17 protein-coding genes are annotated in these 21,956 nt (G+C 46.2%); 3 read left to right on the forward strand and 14 right to left on the reverse strand.

What is annotated here, in order from left to right; genetic code table 11:
- Window positions 1-325: 325 nt before the first annotated feature.
- The 9 genes from HF894_RS12930 to tsaD form a co-directional block, all read right to left on the reverse strand.
- The gene (locus HF894_RS12930; protein ID WP_204972928.1) at window positions 326-1,489 is read right to left on the reverse strand and encodes an HU family DNA-binding protein; all 1,164 of its coding nucleotides are present in this window, start codon (window positions 1,487-1,489) and stop codon (window positions 326-328) included.
- Between the two features lie 33 nt (window positions 1,490-1,522).
- Window positions 1,523-1,795, reverse strand: coding sequence for an HU family DNA-binding protein (locus HF894_RS12935; protein WP_021846303.1), 273 nt, complete (start codon window positions 1,793-1,795; stop codon window positions 1,523-1,525).
- Window positions 1,796-1,875: 80 nt separating this feature from the next.
- The gene (gene rimO, locus HF894_RS12940) at window positions 1,876-3,174 is read right to left on the reverse strand and encodes a 30S ribosomal protein S12 methylthiotransferase RimO (RefSeq protein ID WP_204972929.1); all 1,299 of its coding nucleotides are present in this window, start codon (window positions 3,172-3,174) and stop codon (window positions 1,876-1,878) included.
- A complete protein-coding gene (gene ftsY, locus HF894_RS12945) occupies window positions 3,171-4,130 on the reverse strand; it encodes a signal recognition particle-docking protein FtsY (RefSeq protein ID WP_021846301.1) in 960 nt (319 codons plus the stop codon). The genes rimO and ftsY overlap by 4 nt, the downstream gene beginning before the upstream one ends.
- Window positions 4,131-4,260: 130 nt before the next feature.
- The gene (locus HF894_RS12950; protein WP_005777897.1) at window positions 4,261-4,419 is read right to left on the reverse strand and encodes a DUF4295 domain-containing protein; all 159 of its coding nucleotides are present in this window, start codon (window positions 4,417-4,419) and stop codon (window positions 4,261-4,263) included.
- Window positions 4,420-4,431: 12 nt separating this feature from the next.
- Window positions 4,432-4,620, reverse strand: a complete 189-nt coding sequence (gene rpmG / locus HF894_RS12955) for a 50S ribosomal protein L33 (RefSeq protein WP_002560155.1) — start codon at window positions 4,618-4,620, stop codon at window positions 4,432-4,434.
- Between the two features lie 19 nt (window positions 4,621-4,639).
- Window positions 4,640-4,900, reverse strand: a complete 261-nt coding sequence (gene rpmB, locus HF894_RS12960; RefSeq protein ID WP_002560154.1) for a 50S ribosomal protein L28 — start codon at window positions 4,898-4,900, stop codon at window positions 4,640-4,642.
- 122 nt (window positions 4,901-5,022) lie between these two features.
- Entirely contained in the window at window positions 5,023-5,490 is a 468-nt protein-coding gene (locus HF894_RS12965) for a CinA family protein (protein ID WP_021846299.1), read from the reverse strand.
- A gap of 24 nt (window positions 5,491-5,514) precedes the next feature.
- On the reverse strand, window positions 5,515-6,537 hold the full coding sequence (gene tsaD / locus HF894_RS12970; RefSeq protein WP_204972931.1) for a tRNA (adenosine(37)-N6)-threonylcarbamoyltransferase complex transferase subunit TsaD: 1,023 nt from the start codon (window positions 6,535-6,537) through the stop codon (window positions 5,515-5,517).
- 204 nt (window positions 6,538-6,741) lie between these two features.
- Here tsaD and HF894_RS12975 point away from each other — a divergent pair, with 204 nt between their 5' ends.
- Window positions 6,742-11,214 carry a translocation/assembly module TamB domain-containing protein gene (locus HF894_RS12975; RefSeq protein WP_204972943.1) on the forward strand — a complete coding sequence of 1,491 codons (4,473 nt, stop codon included), beginning with the start codon at window positions 6,742-6,744 and terminating at the stop codon, window positions 11,212-11,214.
- Window positions 11,215-11,298: 84 nt separating this feature from the next.
- Here the strand turns inward: HF894_RS12975 and proS are convergent, their stop codons facing one another.
- Complete coding sequence (gene proS / locus HF894_RS12980) at window positions 11,299-12,792, reverse strand: proline--tRNA ligase (protein WP_204969047.1); 1,494 nt, start codon at window positions 12,790-12,792, stop codon at window positions 11,299-11,301.
- Between the two features lie 218 nt (window positions 12,793-13,010).
- Here proS and HF894_RS12985 point away from each other — a divergent pair, with 218 nt between their 5' ends.
- Window positions 13,011-13,478, forward strand: coding sequence for a nucleoside deaminase (locus tag HF894_RS12985; RefSeq protein WP_021846295.1), 468 nt, complete (start codon window positions 13,011-13,013; stop codon window positions 13,476-13,478).
- A 78-nt stretch (window positions 13,479-13,556) separates the two neighbouring features.
- Here HF894_RS12985 and HF894_RS12990 read toward each other — a convergent pair whose 3' ends face one another.
- Both HF894_RS12990 and HF894_RS12995 read right to left on the reverse strand, forming a co-directional pair.
- Window positions 13,557-15,089, reverse strand: a complete 1,533-nt coding sequence (locus tag HF894_RS12990) for a carbon-nitrogen hydrolase family protein (RefSeq protein ID WP_021846294.1) — start codon at window positions 15,087-15,089, stop codon at window positions 13,557-13,559.
- A gap of 29 nt (window positions 15,090-15,118) precedes the next feature.
- On the reverse strand, window positions 15,119-16,144 hold the full coding sequence (locus HF894_RS12995) for a threonine aldolase family protein (protein ID WP_204972933.1): 1,026 nt from the start codon (window positions 16,142-16,144) through the stop codon (window positions 15,119-15,121).
- 413 nt (window positions 16,145-16,557) lie between these two features.
- Between HF894_RS12995 and HF894_RS13000 the strand changes: the two genes are divergently transcribed.
- Window positions 16,558-18,075 (forward strand): sulfatase, encoded by a 1,518-nt coding sequence (locus HF894_RS13000; RefSeq protein WP_204972935.1) that lies wholly within the window; start codon window positions 16,558-16,560, stop codon window positions 18,073-18,075.
- 100 nt (window positions 18,076-18,175) lie between these two features.
- Here HF894_RS13000 and HF894_RS13005 read toward each other — a convergent pair whose 3' ends face one another.
- Together HF894_RS13005 and xylE are read right to left on the reverse strand one after the other, a co-directional pair.
- Window positions 18,176-20,344 (reverse strand): glycoside hydrolase family 3 C-terminal domain-containing protein, encoded by a 2,169-nt coding sequence (locus tag HF894_RS13005; protein ID WP_204972937.1) that lies wholly within the window; start codon window positions 20,342-20,344, stop codon window positions 18,176-18,178.
- 24 nt (window positions 20,345-20,368) lie between these two features.
- Entirely contained in the window at window positions 20,369-21,847 is a 1,479-nt protein-coding gene (gene xylE / locus HF894_RS13010) for a D-xylose transporter XylE (RefSeq protein WP_075316941.1), read from the reverse strand.
- Window positions 21,848-21,956 lie beyond the last annotated feature (109 nt).

Genomic DNA, 21,956 nt, shown 5'->3' on the forward strand with positions numbered 1-21,956 from the left:
CTGTTCAGAAAAGCGGTTAATTGAGAGAATACGTATTTGTCTTGGAACATAGCAGCCATTTGTATTAGACTGCAAAGTTGCAAAATCAAGTCCGTTTCATCTCAAGAAAACACGTAATTGACTATATTTCAATAATTTCAAAGAACTATTTATCAACTTTTACGGGACAGTAGTGTTGTAGGATGTCAAAACAATGCTTCCCAAAAGAACATAAAAAGTCCTTTTTTAGCTGCATAAAGTTTCTCTTTAGCTTTCTAAAGTGGCACTTTACAAGGCTAAAGTTGATGTTTACAGAAACTATAATGGACATATAGTTTGCCTATCGTTACTGTTTTTTGATCAATTTCGGAATTTTAAGTGTGGTACCAGAAGTCACATTATTCGGATTCTTCAACACATCCGCATTATGCTTCACAATGTAAGGCCATAAAGCCTTTGTTCCGTAAAACCGTAAAGAAATCCGTGTCAACGTTTCTCCTTCTTTTACTGTGTATGTCGTCTCTGTCCCCACTATTTCATAATTGACAGAATCCGGATTTACAGGCTGTGACTTGACTGTTGTTTTTTTGTCAACTTTTTGAGGCTCCTCAGGAACAACTTTTTTCTCCACTTGCTGTCTTGAAGCTGGATTTTCCTCTGCAGTAGTCGATTGTGGAATTCGAAGTGTATCTTCGGTTCTTTTGAGAGAGTCTTCCTGGATAGAATCCTGCTGTAAACCCATTGTAACAGTTGGATAAGTGTATTCCTCCTCAGACGATACTGGGATCGATTCCTCTTGCAAATCGGGATAATAAAGATAGAAAACAATGCCTGCACAAGCCAAGAGAACACATGCCAGTGCAATCATAAACCATTTCAAACCATTATCCTTATTTTCCTTTATATCCGTTTGCTGCAGAACGCCCTCATACGTATCCTCCTTTTGTTGCGAGTTTTTCAGTGTTTCTTCTGTTGTAGAGATTTTGCCTTCCTCTTCCTGTTGTTTATCAGCGTCCTCTTCCGTAGCAACTTTTTCAGTCGCAATAACCGATTCAATGAGTGGAGAAGCAGGCTCAGAAGGAATTTCCGATATCGTATCCAACTCATCTGCGACATTTTGCCCAATAGAAACATCTTCTAACTCATCCTCGCCAGCCTTTTCTATCGGTGTATCTTCCAAGACAGTATTCTCATTTAAGATTACAGTTTCAAAATGTCCAAACGGCCTGTTTATTAATTCTTTAAGTGCTGAATCAGGCGTAAAGGAGACTTTTGTATGCCCTTGTATCTCGATTCGTTCTCCAGTATTGACATCGATGCTTCCACGACTTTCGACACCAATCAGCTTGAACGTACCCAATCCTTTTATTTTAACATACTTGTCTTGCTCCAGCCCTTCCTCTATTACTGCAAAGAAAGTCTTTACGAATTCCTCCGCTTCTTTGGGAGTAATACGATGCTTTTCAACAAGCAGTTCTATCAAGTTCTGTATGTTCACTTTTTCATTCATAGCAGCAAATCACCCAAGGTCTAGAGGAAGATTTTATTTAAACTTTTCTTTCAACAGAGTACTAGGCCGGTATGTAAGTACCAACTTAGGAGGAACCAGCATGCGTTGCTTGGTTGTAGGGCTCACAGAAATACGCTCTGCTTTTTTCCTTACTTCAAAAGTTCCAAATCCTTGAATAGCCACAACGTTTCCTTCTTCCAGCTGTTGAGTCATGCCAGAAAGTAAGGAAGATATTAATTCCGAAGTGTCTTTCAAGGTATATCCTAGCCTTTTTGATAACTCTGACGTAAAATCTTTATTGTTCACTCGTCCTTTTCTGTTTTATATTTTACGGATGCTATATTAGCAAAATTCCGTCACATGAGCAATATGTTTTTGAAAAAACTTTAGATAATGTGTCCATAAAGGTCGAAATCATCGGAATTTACAATCTCTACCTGATAAAAATTACCGATAATCAGTTGCTCTCCGTTTCTTTCAATCAATACTTCCGGATCCACTTCAGGAGAGTCAAACTCAGTACGACCTATATAGTAATCGCCTTCTACACGATCGATAATGACTTTCATCTGTCGACCAATTTTTGCTGCACTAAGTTCTGATGAAATCTCCTGCTGAATAGCCATCAATTCATCCAAACGTGCTTGTTTTACTTCCTGAGAAATGTTGTCTTCGTAATTATTGGCTGCAAAAGTTCCCTCTTCTTCCGAGTATGCAAAAGCTCCCATTCGATCGAAACGAACCTTACGCACAAACTCCTTCAACTCTTCAAAATCCGCTTCCGTTTCTCCAGGATGACCTACCATCAGAGTAGTGCGTAAATGAATACCCGGTACTTCTTTTCGGAAGTTTTCTATCAATTGATAAGTCTGTTCTTTGGTAACATGCCTGCGCATCTTTTGCAACATGTTGTCACTAATATGCTGCAAGGCAATGTCCATATATTTACACACATTGGGACGTTCACGCATTACGCGGAAGAGGTCAGTCGGGAAATGTGCCGGATAGGCATAATGTAACCGTATCCACTCTACTCCAGGTATGTCAGCGATACGCTCCACTAATTCTGGAAGCATTTGTTTATGATACAGATCCACACCATAATAGGTCAATTCCTGTGCAATGATCTGAAATTCTTTTACGCCACGATCGACCAGATACCGAACCTCCTGCAATATTTCTTCCATCGGCCGTGAAACGTGACGACCCGTGATGATAGGAATGGCACAATAGGAACACTTCCGATCACATCCTTCAGATATTTTCAGATATGCGTAATGAGTCGGAGTTGTAAGAACTCGTTCATTGTGGAGTTCTTCCCGATAATTCTTTCCTAAATCATGCAAGAGTTCTTTCCAGTTGAATTTACCGTAGAATTTGTCCACTTGAGGAATTTCAATAGCCAGTTCCTTCAAATAGCGTTCGGAAAGACATCCCATGACATAGAGTTTCTTGAGTAACCCCTCTTCTTTTGCCTGAGCAAATTCCAAAATCATGTTGATGGACTCCTCTTTGGCATCACCAATGAAGCCACATGTATTGATAACTGCAATTTCCCCTTGAGGACGTTCTGCGTCATGGGTTACGTGATAACCAGCTTCCTCAAGCTGGCGCATCAAATGTTCTGAATCAACCAGATTTTTAGAGCAACCTAAAGTAATGATGTCTATTGTATTCTTTTTCATCTGTTCTCACCAAACAACGAATCTACGAACTCTCTTCTATTGAAAACTTGCAAGTCTTCCATTCCTTCACCCAATCCGATATATTTTACCGGTATCTTGAATTGATCAGAAATGCCAATAACAACTCCACCTTTGGCTGTTCCGTCCAACTTGGTTACCGCCATAGCCGTCACTTCTGTTGCCAGAGTAAACTGCTTGGCTTGCTCAAAAGCATTTTGACCGGTAGAGCCATCCAATACTAACAATACTTCATTGGGAACATCTGGATTTATCTTCTTCATGACGTTCTTTATCTTCGTCAATTCGTTCATTAAGCCCACCTTGTTATGCAGTCGTCCTGCAGTATCAATGATAACCACATCAGCATCATTGGCCATAGCAGACTTTAATGTATCAAAGGCTACAGAAGCTGGATCAGAGCCCATTTTCTGCTTGATAACAGGAACGCCAACCCTTTCACCCCATATCACAAGCTGCTCAACAGCTGCAGCACGGAACGTATCGGCTGCTCCTAGATAAACAGATTTTCCGGCTTTCTTGAACTGATAAGCCAGTTTTCCGATCGTAGTCGTCTTTCCCACTCCATTTACACCTACCACCATAATTACGTATGGCTTCTTTGCAATAGGTGCATCAAAGTCATTGGCATCATCTGTATTATTTTCTGTAAGCAGCATCGAAATTTCATCACGCAGGATATGGTTCAGTTCCTGTGTATTCATGTATTTTTCAGATGCAGCCCTCTTCTCTATCCTTTCAATGATTTTGAGTGTAGTCTCTACACCAACATCCGAAGTGATAAGTATTTCTTCAAGGTTATCCAGCACTTCGTCATCTACTTTCGTTTTTCCAGCTATAACACGTGCTATCTTTCCAAAAAAACTTTCTTTGGTTTTGGACAAACCTTTATCCAATGTTTCCTTTTTCTCTTTTGAAAAAAAACTAAAGAATCCCATATACTTTATTATAATGCATTATTGCACAAAGATAGTGAAAAAAAACGATTAACAATTGGTCTACAAAAAGAAATCCTCTTGACAGACTGGCTGACAAGAGGATTTTTATCAAAAGTGATTACTCAGAATCTTATTTTTTGAAAAAGTCTTGAACCTTTTCATTAGGAACCATTTGCTCATCAAAGATGTAAGCACCAGTCTTAGGCGACTTAACCATCTTGATAACCTTTGTATAAGCACGACCTTCTTTAGAACCTTCGTGCAAACTTGCTACTGTTTTCTTTGCCATGGGTTATACGTATTATTTGATTTCTTTGTGTACTGTCACTCTCTTCAAGATAGGATTGTACTTCTTCAGTTCCAATCTCTCAGTGGTGTTCTTTCTGTTCTTCGTCGTAATGTAACGAGAAGTACCCGGCATACCACTATCTTTGTGTTCTGTGCATTCCAGAATTACCTGCACTCTGTTACCTTTAGCTTTCTTTGCCATATTCTAAATCTCCTCTTTTTTAACCAATTACTTTAATGGTTTTCCAATCACAATAACCTTTAGCTACAGCATCATTCAAGGCAGCGTCCAGTCCTTTCTTGTTGATAATGCGCAGACCAGCAGCACACAAGCTCAAGCTAATCCAGCAATCTTGTTCTACATAGTAGAATTTCTTGTTAAACAAGTTCAAATCAAAGGTTCTTTTGGTTCTTCTCTTTGAGTGTGAAACATTGTTGCCAATCATGGCCTTCTTTCCGGTAATTTGACAAATCTTCGACATTTCTATCTCTATTTTTATAGTTTTTACCTATACTTATTTCAAACAGAGCGCAAAGTAAGCACTTTTATCGTTAACAAGCAAGCTTTTCAGGAAATAATTCATTGTATAATAGCATTTTTTCGCTATTTCAAAATTTCAATAAGCAGATCCATGGCGTTTTGTATTGCATTCTGCACATTTTTTGCCCGGCCGTTATCCCCTGTTTGCATGACAGTCACAATTTCATTTTTATAGGCAACCGCTATCCAAATTGTCCCTACAGGTTTTTCCAGACTTCCACCTCCCGGCCCTGCAATGCCCGAAGTTGCGATAGCGCAATCTGTTTTCAACGTATTCATCGCTCCTGCGGCCATTTCCATAACCGTTTCCCGACTAACCGCTCCGTATTTCTCCAGAGTCTCAGAAGAGACATGTAGTAAGCTGATTTTCACATCATTCGAATAGGCCACAATACCTCCCATGAAATACTCTGAACTACCCGCCACCGATGTAATAGCAGCAGCGACCCCTCCACCCGTACAGCTTTCTGCGGTGGAAAGGGACAGTTTTTTCGATTTGAGCAAATTGCCCAATTCCTCTTCTGCCTTCACAAAAATCCCCTTTCTTCTATTATTTTATTTTAAAGTAACACGCGAATAAGCTGGCGCTTCCATCGGGCAAAAATCCTTGTCCTGATACTTGAAGTATCCTGTAATAGCAATCATAGCAGCATTGTCTGTCGTATAGCTGAATTTAGGTATAAAGATTTTCCATCCATACTTTTCAGCATGTTCACGGAAAGCATTTCTTAAGCCATTGTTTGCCGAAACGCCTCCAGCTACAGCTACTTCTTTAATATTATACTGCTTGGCCGCCTTGCGGAGCTTGTCCATCAAAATATCTACAATAGTCGCTTCCAGCGATGCTGCCAAATCGGTTTTGTGGTGCTCTATGAAATCGGGGTCATCTTTTATCCAATCGCGAAGGGAATACAAAAACGATGTTTTCAGTCCGCTAAAACTATAATCTAGCCCAGGAATATGCGGCTTACTGAAACTAAAAGCTTTTGGATTGCCTTGGCGTGCCAGTCTATCGATAATGGGTCCTCCTGGATACCCCAACCCCATTACTTTTGAACATTTATCAATTGCTTCACCTGCAGCATCATCAATAGTTTGTCCCAGAATCTCCATATCATTATAGGCTCTTACCAGAATGATTTGCGAGTTTCCTCCTGAAACCAGCAAGCAAAGGAATGGGAAATTAGGTTGTATATTCTCTTCACCTTCTGCTTTAATGAAATGAGCTAACACATGTCCAGTCAAATGATTAACATCTATCATCGGTATTCCTAATGAACGTGCAAACCCTTTAGCAAAAGACACTCCGACCAACAATGAACCCATCAGACCGGGTCCTCTGGTAAAAGCAACAGCACTCAATTCTTCCTTGGTTACTCCCGCACGTTTCAAAGCCTCGTGTACAACCGGCACAATGTTTTGCTGATGGGCACGAGAGGCCAATTCGGGCACAACCCCACCGTATGATTCGTGTACAGCTTGACTGGCCACAACATTCGATAACAGAAAACCATCTTTGATTACAGCTGCCGAAGTATCGTCACACGAACTTTCGATCCCTAATATTATTGTACTCATAGTGTTTATTTACGTTTAAGCTCTGCAAAAGTAGTGATAAAAGTAGTATGGATAATGTATTATTTCATATTTTTGTGTGGCAAAATATAAATTAACGATATTATCAAAGGACTGAAACAAACATTACGTTGGATTATCGGTATAATTATAATATCTTATATCGGTATAGCATTGTTGCTGAATATCCCCTACATTCAGCGCAAAATGTCTATGTTTGTAGCCGATGAATTAGAAAACCTGTTAGACACTAAACTGACTTTAGGACGTATCCATCTTGGACTTCTGAACCGCATCGTCATCGAGGATCTTATGCTGGACGACCGTTCAGGAAAGGAAATGCTTAAGGTCACACGTTTTTCTGCAAAATTCGATATTCTCCCACTTTTTCAAGGACGCATTTCCATCAACAACATTCAATTGTTCGGCTTTACTGCCAACCTTGAGAAAGCCACTCCGCAATCTGATCCGAATTTTCAGTTTATAGTCGACACATTTGCATCTAAAGATACCGTCCCAAAACAGACAAATCTCAATTTAAGAATCAATTCTCTCCTGCTTCGTCGAGGGAGAGTCTCATATAATGTCTTGTCGGAAAAAGAAACTCCTGGAAAGTTCAATGTTAATCATATCAACCTACGCAATATCATTGCCAGCATTTCGTTGAAAGCCCTTCAAAATGATTCCATCAACGCATCTATCAAGCGAATGAGCCTTGAGGAACACTCTTCTGGCTTTAAACTAGACAAACTGGGACTAAAGATAACTGGCAATGAGCAAAAAATGCAAATAGCAGGCTTTTGCATCGAGATGCCTCATACCAATCTGCGAATGGATACCATCCACATGGAATATGACAGCCTGAAAGCCATGGAAGATTTTGTCCATAACGTTCGTTTCTCTTGTCGCATGCTTCCATCAGATATCACTTTGCGCGATTTATCAGCATTTGTACCAGCTTTTTCATCTTTTAAAGACTCACTACAGATAGAAGCAGAAGTAAACGGTACGATAGACCAACTGAATTGCCCACGATTAATGATATCGTCTGGTAAGCAGTTTTTGCTAAGAGGAGATGTTTCGTTTCAAGATTTATCTCATTTTCAAGATGCTTACGTATTTGGAAATTTGTCTCATTTACATGCTAATCCTGATGGAGTTGCATTCTTTATTAAAAATTTCAGTAAGAACTACAAAGGAGTCCCCCCAATGCTTCAACGATTGGGTACCATCAGCTTTCAGGGAGAAATATCCGGCTATTTCACTGATTTAGTTACCTACGGACGCTTGCGTACCAATATTGGCAGCCTGAGCACTGATATAAAATTCAGTTCAGACAAGGAAAAAGAATCAATATCCTATTCAGGTTCCATGGCAACATCCGATTTTGAACTTGGAAAACTGACCGACAATCCTAAATGGGGAAAAATAACGTTCAACATGGGAGTACAGGGACGTCATACCTCCCATAGCTATCCGTCCATCGAAGCCAAAGGACTCATCTCTTCCTTTGACTACAGTGGCTATACGTATGAAAACATAACTTTAGACGGTGAATACAAACAAGGAGGTTTTACAGGCAGCATTGTGTTAGATGATGAAAATGCCTCCCTGAATCTAAACGGAACGATTAATATAGCCAGCAAAATACCGACTTTCAATTTCTTGGCTGAAGCCAAGCATGTACGTCCTCATACATTGAACCTAACACCCAAATATAAGGATGCAGAATTTTCCGTCAAACTAAAGGCAGACTTTACAGGTGGCTCCATCGACGAAATGAATGGTGAAATCAATATTGACAGCCTGCAATTTATATCTCCAGAACAATCATATTTGATGGATAACTTCAAGTTGACAGCTACACAACAAGCCGAATCCAAACGACTTGATATCCATTCCGCATTTTTGCGGGGAAGTATCGTTGGCGATTATTCCTATCATACATTACCAACCAGCTTTTTGAACATCCTGCATAAATACATTCCTGCATTACTACCTCTCAATACACAAACAACGATCAATACCGAAAACAATTTTGGTTTTGATCTGCATATCTACAATACAGAATTATTTTCAAAAGTTTTTGGACTTCCACTTACTGTCTATACCCACTCCACATTAAAAGGATACTTCAATGACAAGGCTCAGCGTATGCGTGTGGAAGGCTATTTTCCGCATTTACGGTATAACAATAAGTTTATTGAATCCGGATTGATCTTGTGTGAAAATCCAAGCGATCATTTTCATGCCCGTATCCGTTTCACTCATAGAAAAGCTGAAAGTTCCGTCAACTTGGCCATAGAAGCGTTAGCAAAAAATGATAGCATTCAAACCATATTAAACTGGGGGAATAGTAGTAAAATCACTTACAGTGGACAACTTTCCAGTACAGCCCGTTTTATGAGGCAACAGCTAGAGACACAAGCTCAATTACCTCGTCGACAAGCAAAACGCAACCATTCCCCAAAACAGTCTCCCCTAAAAATGGTGGTTGATATTCATCCTACAGACATCATTTTGAATGACACATTATGGAATATTCATCCAGCACAAGTTGTACTTGATTCGGGCAAGGTGTATGTGCATAATTTCAATTTTACCAATCAAAAACGTTTTCTTCGCATCAATGGAGTCTTGTCTGACCAGCCTGAAGACACAGTACATCTGGACCTTCAACAAATCAATATCGGATATGTATTTGATATAGCTGATTTAGGAGTCAATTTCCAAGGTGAAGCTACTGGACCCGCATATGCAACCGGTGTTTTCAAAAAACCCGTCATGAGCACAGATCTGTTTATTCGCAATTTAGGGATCAACAATGGTCTACTCGGTGATGCCAATATACATGGAGAATGGCATCACGATATCAAAGGGATTTATTTGGATGCACGTATTCGTGAAGCAGATATTGCACGAACGCATGTTCATGGATTTATTTACCCCATTAAACCTACCAGTTCACTCGACTTACAAATCGAAGCAGATGGCACGAATTTGAAGTTCATACATTATTATATGAAAGACATCACTCCTGAATTTGCAGGACGTGCCAAGGGGAATGTGCATTTCTATGGAAAGTTTAAGGCATTAACAATGGAAGGGCAAGTGTATGGAGACGCTTCCATGAAAGTAGATGTGCTAAACACAACTTTTTTTGTAAAAGACAGCATTTACATTGAGCCTGGCGGGTTAACCTTCAAAAACAACCGAATCTCTGACATGTATGGGAATCAAGGAACCATGAATGGCTACTTACATTATACCCATTTTAAGAATCTAAGCTATCGTTTTAATTTCAATGTAAATAATATGTTGCTTATGAACACCAAGGAATCTGTTGATTTCCCGTTTTACGGCACTGTCTATGGCACGGGAAATGCCAGTATAGCCGGCAACGCAGCAGAAGGTGTGAACATTGACGTGGCTATGACAACCAACCGGAATACCAATTTTACCTATATCAAAGACAATGTGACTACAGCAACCAGTAATCAGTTCATTCATTTTGTTGATAAAACACCAAGGCGCACTGTCCAAAATGATATTCTGCTTTCTACTTACGAAATAGCCCAAAAAGATCTAGAAAAAGAAGAGCAAGAACAAGATATAGATACCGATATCCGGCTCAATCTCATCATAGACGCAACCCCCGATGCAACCATGCGTATTATTATGGATCCGATAGCTGGTGATTACATTAGTGGACGAGGAACAGGTAATATCCGCACGGAATTCTACAACAAAGGAGACGTCAAACTCTTTGGGAATTACCGTATCAGCCAGGGTATATATAAATTCAGCCTACAGGAAGTCATCCGCAAGGATTTCATTATCAAAGATGGAAGTACTATCACCTTCAATGGGAATCCTGCTAATGCCAATCTGGACATACAGGCCAATTATACAGTCAATTCGGCATCGCTCAACGATTTGATTTCTGATGCAAGCGATTTCGTCAATCAAACCAACGTAAAAGTAAACTGCGTGATGAACCTGAGTGGACACCTTACTTCGCCCACCATTAAGCTGGATTTGGAACTGCCTAACGAGCGAGACGAGATAGAAGCTCTGGTGCGGAACTATATCCCCACCGACGAACAGATGAACATGCAGATATTGTATTTGCTCAGCATTGGAAAATTCTATCCTTCGGAAACCTTCGGAACCGGACAGAATTCAGATATGATGTCCAGCGTACTGTCTTCCACACTTTCAGGACAATTGAATAATGCATTGTCGCAAATCATAGACAACAACAATTGGAATGTAGGCACCAACTTCAGTACTGGTGAAAAGGGCTGGACCGACATGGAGTTTGAAGGAATGCTGTACGGACAACTGCTCAACAATCGCCTCCTTATAAACGGAAACTTCGGGTATCGGGAAAACCCAATGGCAAACACCAACTTCGTCGGAGACTTCCAGGCTGAATGGCTTGTTACCCGTTCCGGAGAAATACGCCTCAAAGCTTATAATGAGACAAACGATCGCTATTATACTCAAACGAATCTTACCACTCAAGGCATAGGTATCATATTCCAAAAAGACTTTGAAAAGTGGAATGAATTGCTATTCTGGAAAAAGTGGAAACTTTTACAACTAAAAAGACTAAGAGCTAAAAAGGAAAAATCGGAAAATAAAACAGAAGTTCAAACAGATTCCTCTTCAAAATAATACGCAAAAAATGAGCCTTGCTGATTTTGTGTTTGCAACAAAAATCCAGCAAGGCTCACAAATATTTTAAATGATTCTAATCCATTAATATGAACGGGCAAAAATAACACGGCAAGCCGAAGGTTTACCTGTTACCATACATTTACCCGGTTCCTTATCACCAGGAATCAATGAATCAAACGGAATACAACGGATAGTAGCCTTGGTTTCCTCCTTAATTTTTTCTTCTGTTTCGGTAGTGCCGTCCCAGTGTGCCAAAATGAAACCGCCCTCTTCGATCTTCTCTTTGAACTCTTCGTAACTATCTACTGTCGTAATGCGGCTGTTACGATAATTCAAGGCTTTCTGATAGATATTGTTCTGAATATCTTCCAACAGATTCTTTACATACTCTTCGATACCGTCGCACGAACGGGTTTCTTTCTCCAAAGTATCGCGACGCATCACTTCCACCGTATTGTTTTCAAGGTCGCGACCTCCCATTACAAGACGTACAGGAACTCCCTTTACTTCGTAATCAGCAAACTTAAAGCCCGGACGCTTGTTATCAGCGTTGTCATACTTCACGGAAATACCCATCGCCTTCAGCTTGGCAACGATGCCGGCTACCTTCTCGTCGATCTTTTGCAACATCTCCATATTCTTATAAATAGGAACAATGACTACCTGGATCGGAGCCAGATGCGGAGGAAGTACCAGACCATTGTCATCGGAGTGTGTCATGATCAGTGCACCCATCAGACGCGTAGATACGCCCCATGAAGTAGCCCAAACATATTCCAGCTTATTCTCCTTATTGACAAACTGAACGTCAAACGCTTTAGCGAAATTCTGTCCCAAGAAATGAGACGTTCCGCTCTGTAATGCTTTGCCATCCTGCATCATCGCCTCGATGGTATAAGTATTGAGTGCACCAGCAAAGCGTTCGTTAGCAGATTTTACACCTTTCACAACGGGCACTGCCATATACTTTTCCGCAAAGTCGGCATATACATTCAGCATCTTAACTGCTTCTGCCTCGGCCTCTTCTTTGGTTGCATGAGCCGTATGTCCTTCCTGCCACAGGAATTCTGCCGTGCGCAGGAACAAGCGGGTACGCATCTCCCAACGGAACACGTTGGCCCACTGATTGCACAAGATAGGCAGATCGCGATAGGAGTTTATCCAATTTTTATATGTATTCCAGATAATAGTTTCTGATGTCGGACGAATAATCAGTTCTTCTTCCAATTTAGCAGCCGGATCGACAACCACTCCACCACCATTCGGATCGTTCTTCAATCGATAGTGAGTTACAACTGCACATTCTTTAGCGAAACCTTCTACATGTTCTGCTTCGCGACTAAGGAAGGATTTAGGAATCAAAAGCGGGAAATACGCATTTACGTGTCCTGTCTCTTTGAACATGTCGTCCAGCTGACGTTGCATTTTCTCCCATATAGCGTATCCATACGGTTTGATAACCATACATCCACGCACTGCCGATTGTTCGGCCAAGTCGGCCTTGACAACCAATTCATTGTACCACTGCGAGTAGTTCTCACTGCGTTTGGTCAGGTCTTTCAGTTCTACTGCCATTTCTATCTATATTTAAGTTCGTTTTCTATCGTTTCAAATGAAGCGCAAAATTACGAATTTCTGGTGAAAAACGAAGTATCTGATTTCAGATTTTTCATGTAGGATGAAAAGAGAACAAAGTAAATGAAACGGTCTGAAGTTTTGGAAAATGAAGAATATCGCGTATCTTTACGCTAGAAATGACGACTACGTCACTGATATAATCCTATTAAGAAAGTATGAAAAAGGAAGATTTTATGCGGAAAGCCATTGAGCTTTCCATCGAGAACGTGAAGAACGGCGGAGGGCCGTTCGGGGCCGTCATCGTAAAAGACGGCGAAATCGTAGCCACAGGCGTGAACCGCGTGACGGCCAACCACGATCCTACGGCTCATGCTGAAGTTAGTGCTATCCGTGCCGCCTGCCAAAAGCTGGGCACCTTCGACCTTAGCGGATGCGAAATTTATACCTCATGCGAACCTTGCCCCATGTGTCTGGGAGCCATCTACTGGGCACACTTGGACAAAATCTATTACGGAAACAACAAGACCGACGCCGCCCGCATCGGCTTCGACGACTCGTTCATCTACGACGAACTGGCCCTGAAGCGCGAGGACCGCAACAAGGCCATGGAAGAACTCCTACCCGACGAAGCCATCGCTGCCTTCCAGGCATGGGAGGAAAAAGCCGACAAGGTGGAATATTAAACGAGAAATCTCATCGACGGCTTGTCTGAACACTTGGACGAGACATCGATGAGATTTCTGAGCTCTCCTCCGTCTTCTCTATTTTTTCATTTTTACCTCATACAGGTCGCTGCGGCGATCTTTCAGATTGCGCACGCTGCCATAGGTGTGCAGCTCGTTCAGCAAATCCAAGTCGACATCCGAAACCAGTATCATCTCCGTGTTGGGCGTGGCCTCGGCGCGCTTGCCATCCGTGGGGAAGGTGAAGTCGCAGGGCGTGAAGACACCCGACTGGGCATACTGGATGTCCATGTTGTGTACACGCGGCAGGTTGCCGACACTACCCGCAATGACCACAAAGCATTCGTTCTCGATGGCGCGGGCGTGGGCGCAGACCTTGACACGGCTATAGGCGTTCTGCGTGTCGGTCATGAAGGGGACAAACAGAATCTGCATGCCCTGGTCGGCCATGATACGCGACAACTCGGGGAACTCCACATCGTAGCAGATCAAGACACCTATCTTGGCACAATCCGTATCGAACGTCTTCAGCGCCTTGCCTCCGCTCAGGCCCCAACTCTTGATTTCGTCGGGCGTGACGTGTATCTTCTCGTACATCTCGTACGTGCCGTCGCGGCGGCAGAGGAAGCCTACGTTGTACAGGCGTCCGTCTTCCTTGATGAGCGGCATACTACCCGTGATGATGTTGATGTTGTAGCTGATGGCCAGCTTGATGAAGCGCTCGCGTATCTCATCGGTATAGGCAGCCAAGCCACGGATGGCTTCGGACTCGCCCTCGTTGTTGAAGCGGGCCATGAGCGGCGCGTTGAAGTATTCGGGGAAGAGGACAAAGTCGCTCTTGTAGTCGGACACGGCATCGACGAAGAATTCCACTTGCTCGAAGAGGTCGTCCAACGACGTGTAGTTACGCATCTGCCATTGCACGAGGCCCACGCGGACGGTGGTCTTCGGGCTGATGTATTCCTGCGTGGGCGGCTGGTAGTAGATGTTGTCCCACTGGAGCAGACAGGCATAGTGCTTGGACTCTTCGTCGTTGGGCAGGTAGTTGCGCATCACCTTGCGCACGTGGAAGTCGTTGGAGAGCTGGAAGGTGAGCACGGGGTCGTAGATTTCCTTCTGGCGCACCTTGTCGATGTATTCCTTGGGACGCATCTGGTCGGCATACTTGTGGTAGTTGGGGATGCGGCCTCCGAACATGATGGCCTTCAGGTTCAGCTCCTCGCACAGCTCCTTGCGGTATTCGTACATACGTCGGGCCAGACGAAGGCCGCGGTATTGCGGATGGATGAAGACCTCGATGCCGTAGAGGATATTACCCTTGGGATTGTGGGTGTTAAAGGTTTCCTTGCCCGTCACCTGGGCATAGGTGTGGTCGTTCTTCACGTCGTCATAATTGACGATGATGGAGAGGGCGCAGCCCACAATCTTCTCGTCAACCACCGTCACGATCTGTCCCTCGGGGAAGATGCGGATCAGTTTCTCGATCTGTTTGTGTGTCCAGAAGACATCGCTTCCGTCCGTATAGACACGGGTGAACGACTGGGCCAGCTGGTCGTAGTCTTCAATCTGCAGATTACGTATCTGCACTTTGTTGATTTTGATGGAATCCATTGTGTATCGTTCGTTTTAAATTGTTCTCTTTAAAGTAAGGCTATCAGTTTGTCCACGTCTTCCTCGCGCGTGGCCCAGCTGGTGACGAAGCGCACCACCGTCTCCGTTTCGCCGCGGGGACCCCACAGTTCAAAGGTTGCTTCGCGCATCAGGCGGTCGATGGTCTCGTTGGGCAGGCAGACGAACTGCTGGTTGGTGAGCGAATCGAGGTGAAATTTGTAGCCCTTCTCCACGAAGGCCTGCTTCAGCTTCAGGGCCAGGCGGACGGCATGGGCGCCGATGCGCTGGTAGAGGCCGTCGGTGAAGAGCGCGCCAAACTGAATGCCCAGCAGACGCCCCTTGGCCAGCAACGCGCCGTGCTGCTTGACGAGGGAGAAGAAATGGGGCAATCGCTCAGGGCGGGCAGCCACCACCGCCTCACCAAAGAGGGCGCCGACCTTGGTACCACCGATGTAGAAGACATCGCACAGGCGGGCAATGTCCTTCAATGTGACGTCCGTTCCCTCGGCCGCCAGTCCGTAGCCCAGACGGGCACCGTCCATATATAAAGGAATGTTCGCCTCGCGGCACACGCGACTCAGGTCTTCCAGCTCGTGGAGGGTATAGAGCGTGCCCAGCTCGGTGGGGTGCGAGATGTAGAGCATGCCCGGCGCCACCATGTGTTCGTAGGTCTCGTCGCGGTAGAAGTTGCGGATGTAGGCCTCCACGTCGGCGGCCTTCACCTTGCCGTCGTATTGGGGCAGCGTCAGCACCTTGTGGCCCGTGGCCTCGATGGCGCCCGCTTCGTGCACATTGATGTGGGCCGACTCAGCACCCAGCACGCCTTCGTGACGGGCCAGCAGGGCATCAATGACGGTAGCATTCGTCTGCGTGCCGCCCACCAGGAACTGGACGGCAGCCTGCGGCTGGCCGCAAGCCTCGCGAATCAAGTCCTTGGCACGGGCCGTATAGTCATCACAACCATATCCGGGTGTCTGCTCCAGATTGGTTTCCACCAGGCGGCGCATCACTTCGGGGTGCGCGCCTTCCATATAGTCGGTATCGAAATGTATCATGGTTCGGATGTTTTTAGTAAATCGGGGGCAAAGTTACGGTTTATTTCAGCTCGCGGTTCGACGACGGGCATCTTTTTATGAAGGGGCATTCAGCTCTTTTAACAACAACTCACTAGGACATTGATTATCAGCAATAAATGAGTTTATTTTAATTTATCAGGAATAAACTACCAGTTTATTCACATTAAACTGAGAGTTTAAAGCCATTAAACTGGTAGTTTAAACGGAGTAAACTGGCAGTACAAAGCCTGTAAACGGATGGTACAAAAACGGTGAACGGATGAAATGCCCATCGATTTCTGTCCTGCTTCCGCTTTCTTTTGGAAATAATTCGGTATCTTTGTCGGCAAGGAGAAGGAACTGTGCAAGCATTTCCCCCACCGTTTCAACTCATTGCATAAACAAACATTATCATGAAAAAGCATCTTTTTGCCTCACTGGCTGCCCTCTCGGCCGCCGCTACGCTGGCTGCCCAAGAGCGCCCCAACATCGTAGTCTTCCTCGTAGACGATATGGGACTGATGGATACTTCCGTCCCCTTCATCACCGACCGCAACGGAGAACCCCAACGCCAGCCACTGAACGACTGGTACCGCACGCCCAACATGGAACGGCTGGCCGCGCAAGGAACATGCTTCTCCACCTTCTATGCCCAAAGTGTCAGCTCGCCTTCGCGCACGTCCATCATGACAGGACAGAACGCGGCACGCCACCGCACCACCAACTGGATAAACGCCGAAAGCAACAACCGCGACCAGTTCGGCCCCTATGAATGGAACTGGCAGGGGCTGAAGGCCGATGCACAAATCTATCCCGCCGTACTGAAAGCAGCCGGATACAAGACCATCCACGTGGGCAAGGCGCACTTCGGATGCAAGGACAGCGAAGGCGAAGACCCTACCCGACTGGGTTTTGACGTCAACATCGCCGGCTCGTCCATCGGCCATCCGGGCAGCTACCACGGCGAGAACGGATACGGATGGATCAAAGGGCAACGCGCACGGGCCGTACCTGACCTGGAGCAGTATCACGGCACCTCCACTTTCCTGTCCGACGCGCTGACACTGGAGGCCGAAAAGGAGATAGACAAAGCCATCGCTGAGGGCAAACCTTTCTACCTGAACATGGCCCACTACGCCGTACACGCCCCCTTCGAAACGGACGAACGCTTCATCGGCCACTATCAGAACAGCGACAAACCCCAGCAGGCAAAGGCCTTCGCCACGTTGATAGAGGGCATGGACAAGTCGCTGGGCGACCTGCTGGACAAGCTCGAGGAAGCCGGTGTGGCCGAGAATACACTGGTCATCTTCCTGGGCGACAATGGCGGTGACGCTCCACTGGGAGGAGCTGCCGACTACGGCTCGTCGGCACCGCTCAAGGGAAAGAAAGGTTCGGAATACGAAGGCGGTGTACGGGTGCCCTTCATCGCCGCCTGGGCCAAGCCCGATGCTTCCAACAAGTTCCAAAAGGCTTATCCTATTGCTCAAGGCTGCATGCAGACCCAGATGGGTACGGTGATGGATCTTTATCCCACCATCCTGTCCGTGGCCGGTGTCAAGGCTCCGAAGGGACACGTGCTGGATGGCTCCGACCTGAAGAAATTGCTGGCAGGCAAGGTCGACAAGAAGCATCGCGACGACTTCCTGATGCACTTCCCCCACCAGCACCGCGGCAGCTATTTCACCACCTACCGCAAGGGCGACTGGAAGCTGATCTACTACTATAATCCCGAAACCGACAGCAAACCCACCTGCAAGCTGTTCAACCTGGCCGACGATCCGTTCGAGAAGAACGACCTGGCACAGACGGAGCGCAAGAAAGTGCGCGAACTCTGCCAACTGATGATCGAAAGACTGGAGCAGGAAAAAGCACTCTACCCCATCGACAAGGAAAACAAGACCCTCTATCCCATTCTGCCGAAAGAATAACTAAGAAACTGAACTGTTTTATCGAAATAAAGACAAACCCCTGTCCAGCTAAAGCCGGGCAGGGGTTTATTATAACCGATAAATGTTCTTACTACGGATATCAGAACTCGTACATCATCGTCTGCAAGGCACGGTCGTCCGAACTTCCTCCGTAAAGCAGCTTATAGCTGCCCTTCAGGGGATGAACCGTATTGGTCGCCGTATCCCACCAGTTGAAGGTTTCCTCCGTCAGCGGCAGGCTGACCGTGCGGGTAGCTCCGGTAGGAATGTGCACACGCTTGAAGGCACGCAGTGTCTTACGCGGCCCGTTGGCATCATCGGGACGGTTCAGGTAAAGCTGAACCACTTCATCGCCGTCCATACTGCCTGTATTGGTGACGGGCACCAGCAGACAGCCATCCTTCACCTCGGCCTTACCGTAGGCAAAGGTCGTATAGCTCAGTCCGTGGCCGAAGGGGAAGAGCGGCGTACCTTCGAAATAACGGTACGTGCGTCCCTTCATGCTGTAATCCTCGTAGTCGGGCAGCTGACCCACATTCTTGTAGAAGGTAACGGGCAGGCGTCCGGCCGGGTTGTAGTCTCCATAGAGCACATCGGCCACGGCAGTACCACCAGCCTCGCCGGGATACCATGCCTGCAGGATGGCATCGCACGTCTGCGTCTCGGGTTCCAGTCCCACGGCACTACCCGAGAAGTTGACGAAGACTACTTTCTTTCCGGCAACCTTCAACGCCTTGAGCAACTGACGCTGGATAGCAGGCAGCTCGATGTCCGTACGGTCGCCACCCTTAAAGCCCTGTACATCGACTTTCATTTCCTCGCCTTCCAACAGCGGAGAGATACCTCCGGCAAAGATTACGACATCCGCATGGTCTACTTGCTTCAACAGAGATGCTGCATCCAACGGTTTCATCTGTTTCATCTCTTCTTTTTTGTGTTTCGGTACAAAACCTTCCGCATAAAGGGCGCCGGGCACATAAATCAGCTGTTCTTCAGGCAGACGTTTACGCAGAGCCTCAAGCAGCGTCACGGTATGGCCGGGGAAACCGTTGTAATTACCCCACTGCATTACCGAGTCATTGGCATTGGGGCCGACGAGGGCAACCGTCATACCAGCCTTCAACGGCAACAGATTGTTCTTGTTCTGGAGCAGGGTCATAGTCTCACGCGCCATGCGTAGAGCCAGTGCCTGGTGTGCATGACAATTGACAACCGAGTCGGGAATAGCATCCCAAGGCGTAGTCTCGTCCATCTCGCCCAGTTCGAAGCGGGCCTTCAGCAGACGCGATACCGAACGGTCCAGATCAAACTCCTTAATCTTGCCCTGACGCACGGCATCGGCCAGCGACTTGTAGGCATCGCCGCATTCCAGGTCCGTCCCTGACAAAACAGCAGCCGACGAAGCATCCGCTTTATCCTTGTGCGTCCCGTGGCGGCCTTCCTCGAAGAAGTCGTAAATAGCACCGCAATCACTTACCACCAGTCCTTCGTATCCCCATTCATCACGCAAGATTTGCATCAGCAACCGATCACTGTTACAACAGGGCGAGCCTTCGAAGCGGTTGTAGGCACACATTACTTCCTTCACACCAGCCTTCTGCACCAAGTCCTTGAAAGCGGGCAGATAGGTTTCCCACAAGTCACGTGGATCAATGTCTTCAGTGTTGAAGCTATGACGGTTCCACTCGGGACCAGAGTGGACGGCATAATGCTTGGCACAGGCATGCGCCTTGTCATATTGACTGTCTTCAGGGCCTTGCAGACCTCTAACGACGGCCATACCCAGCTGGCTCGTTAAGTACGGATCTTCACCATAGGTCTCTTGCCCACGTCCCCAACGCGGATCACGGAAAATGTTGATGTTAGGCGTCCAGAAAGTCAAGCCCTGATATATTTTATAGCTACTGTCACGTCGAGCAATATGGTTTTTGGCACGTGCTTCGTCACTTACAGCAGTGAACACCACGTGGAGTAACGAATCGTTGAAGGCAGCACCCATACCGATGGCTTGCGGAAAGACGGTAGCCCGACCGTTGCGGGCCACACCATGCAAAGCCTCGTTCCACCAGTTATAGGGCTTGATCCCCAAACGTGGCACAGCGGATGAATTGTTCTGCATCAACGAGACTTTCTCTTCCAGCGTCAGACGCTGCACCAAATCGGCCGCACGCTCTTCAGGTGGAAGAGAAGTATTCTGGTAGGAAAGTTTCTGCTGGCAGGCTGACATCAAGGCGCCAAACAACAGAATAGGAATTATAATCTTTTTCATAAGCATTCTTATCTATTTATTTCCTTATTTCTTTTTCCAAAGCCGCGTCATATCCTCCAGTGTCTTGCCTGTGGTTTCGGGCACGAGCTTCCACACGAAGACGGCAGCCACCACACAGATGACGCCATAGAGAGCGTAGGCGAACATGTGACCGAACTTGTCACCCATCTCACCCAACTGCATGTTGTACATCGGCACGAAAGTGGAGGACACAATGAAATTGAAGATCCATTGAAAAGCTACAGCCACCGCTACGGCCGCACCACGGATGGTGTTAGGGAATATCTCAGCAATTAGTACCCAGCAAATGGGCCCCCAGCTAAACATGAACGAAGCACTATAGACCATGATGCTCACTACGGAAACCAGGGCAGGAAGACCGATCACCACGTTACACAACGCCACGCCAAAGGCTCCGACAGCCATACCTATCGAGCCCGAAATGAGCAGCGGCTTGCGTCCCCAACGCTCTACGGTGAACACAGCTAAGAGCGTGAAGAGAATGTTAATGATGCCCATGATCACAGTCTGCATCATCGGATTGCCCATACCCATGCTCTCGAAAATACGCGGAGCAAAGTAAAGCACAGCATTGATACCCACCGCCTGCTGGAATACACTCAGCATGATGCCGATGAAAATCACCATCCAACCATAGGTGAAGAGGCGCTCGGTCTTCTCATGCGCCGTAGCTTTGATGTCAGCCAGAATGGCACGTGCCTGTGAAGCACCGTTGATACGTCCCAAGACGGCCAATGCCTTGTCGTCGCGTCCGCAGAGAGCCAGATAACGCGGCGTTTCGGGCACAAGCAGCACCAACAGGGTGAACAGTCCGGCCGGTACAGCCTCGCTGACAAACATCAGTCGCCACCCCGTTTCGATGGTCCAGGCGGCAGCATCAGGATTCAGTATCTGATTCACACCCTCCACCGCACGAATGACGGGGTTGATGTTATCGCCCAAGATGAGGAAATTGACGAAGTAAACCACAAGTTGGCCGAAGATAATGGCAAACTGGTTCCATGACACCAGCGTGCCACGGATATTGCTCGGTGCAATCTCGGCGATGTACATGGGGCAGATGGCCGACGCCAGTCCGACACCCACACCGCCCAGCACGCGGTAGAAATTGAAAGCGAGAAGCAGCGAATAGCTCGACTCGCCGTAGCCGAAAAACAGGAATTCAGGATAGTAGGAACCCAAAGCCGAAAGAAAGAACAGGACACCAGCCAGGAAAAGCGACTTCTTGCGTCCCAGGCGGGAGGCGCAGAGTCCCGAAATGGCACTGCCGATAATACAGCCGATAAGTGCACTCGACGATGTAATGCCATGCCATGTGTCAGTGTAAGTAAAGTCCGGTGCTCCCATGAAGAAGGCCTGGAGGCCCTTCTCGGCACCCGAGATGACGGCAGTGTCGTAACCGAAGAGCAGCCCTCCCAGCACAGCCACCAGTACAATGGAGAAGAGGTAAGCTTTGCTACCGTTTTCTGTTTGGTTTGTCATGATATTAGGAAATTAAGAATGAAGAATGATGAATGAAGAATAAACCTATGGGCGAGAAATCATACACATCGGCCTCACACATAGCTGAAATTCTTCATTCTTCGTTCTT

Origin of the sequence: Caecibacteroides pullorum (assembly GCF_019239235.1) — a bacterium.
GTDB lineage: Bacteria > Bacteroidota > Bacteroidia > Bacteroidales > Bacteroidaceae > Bacteroides > Bacteroides pullorum.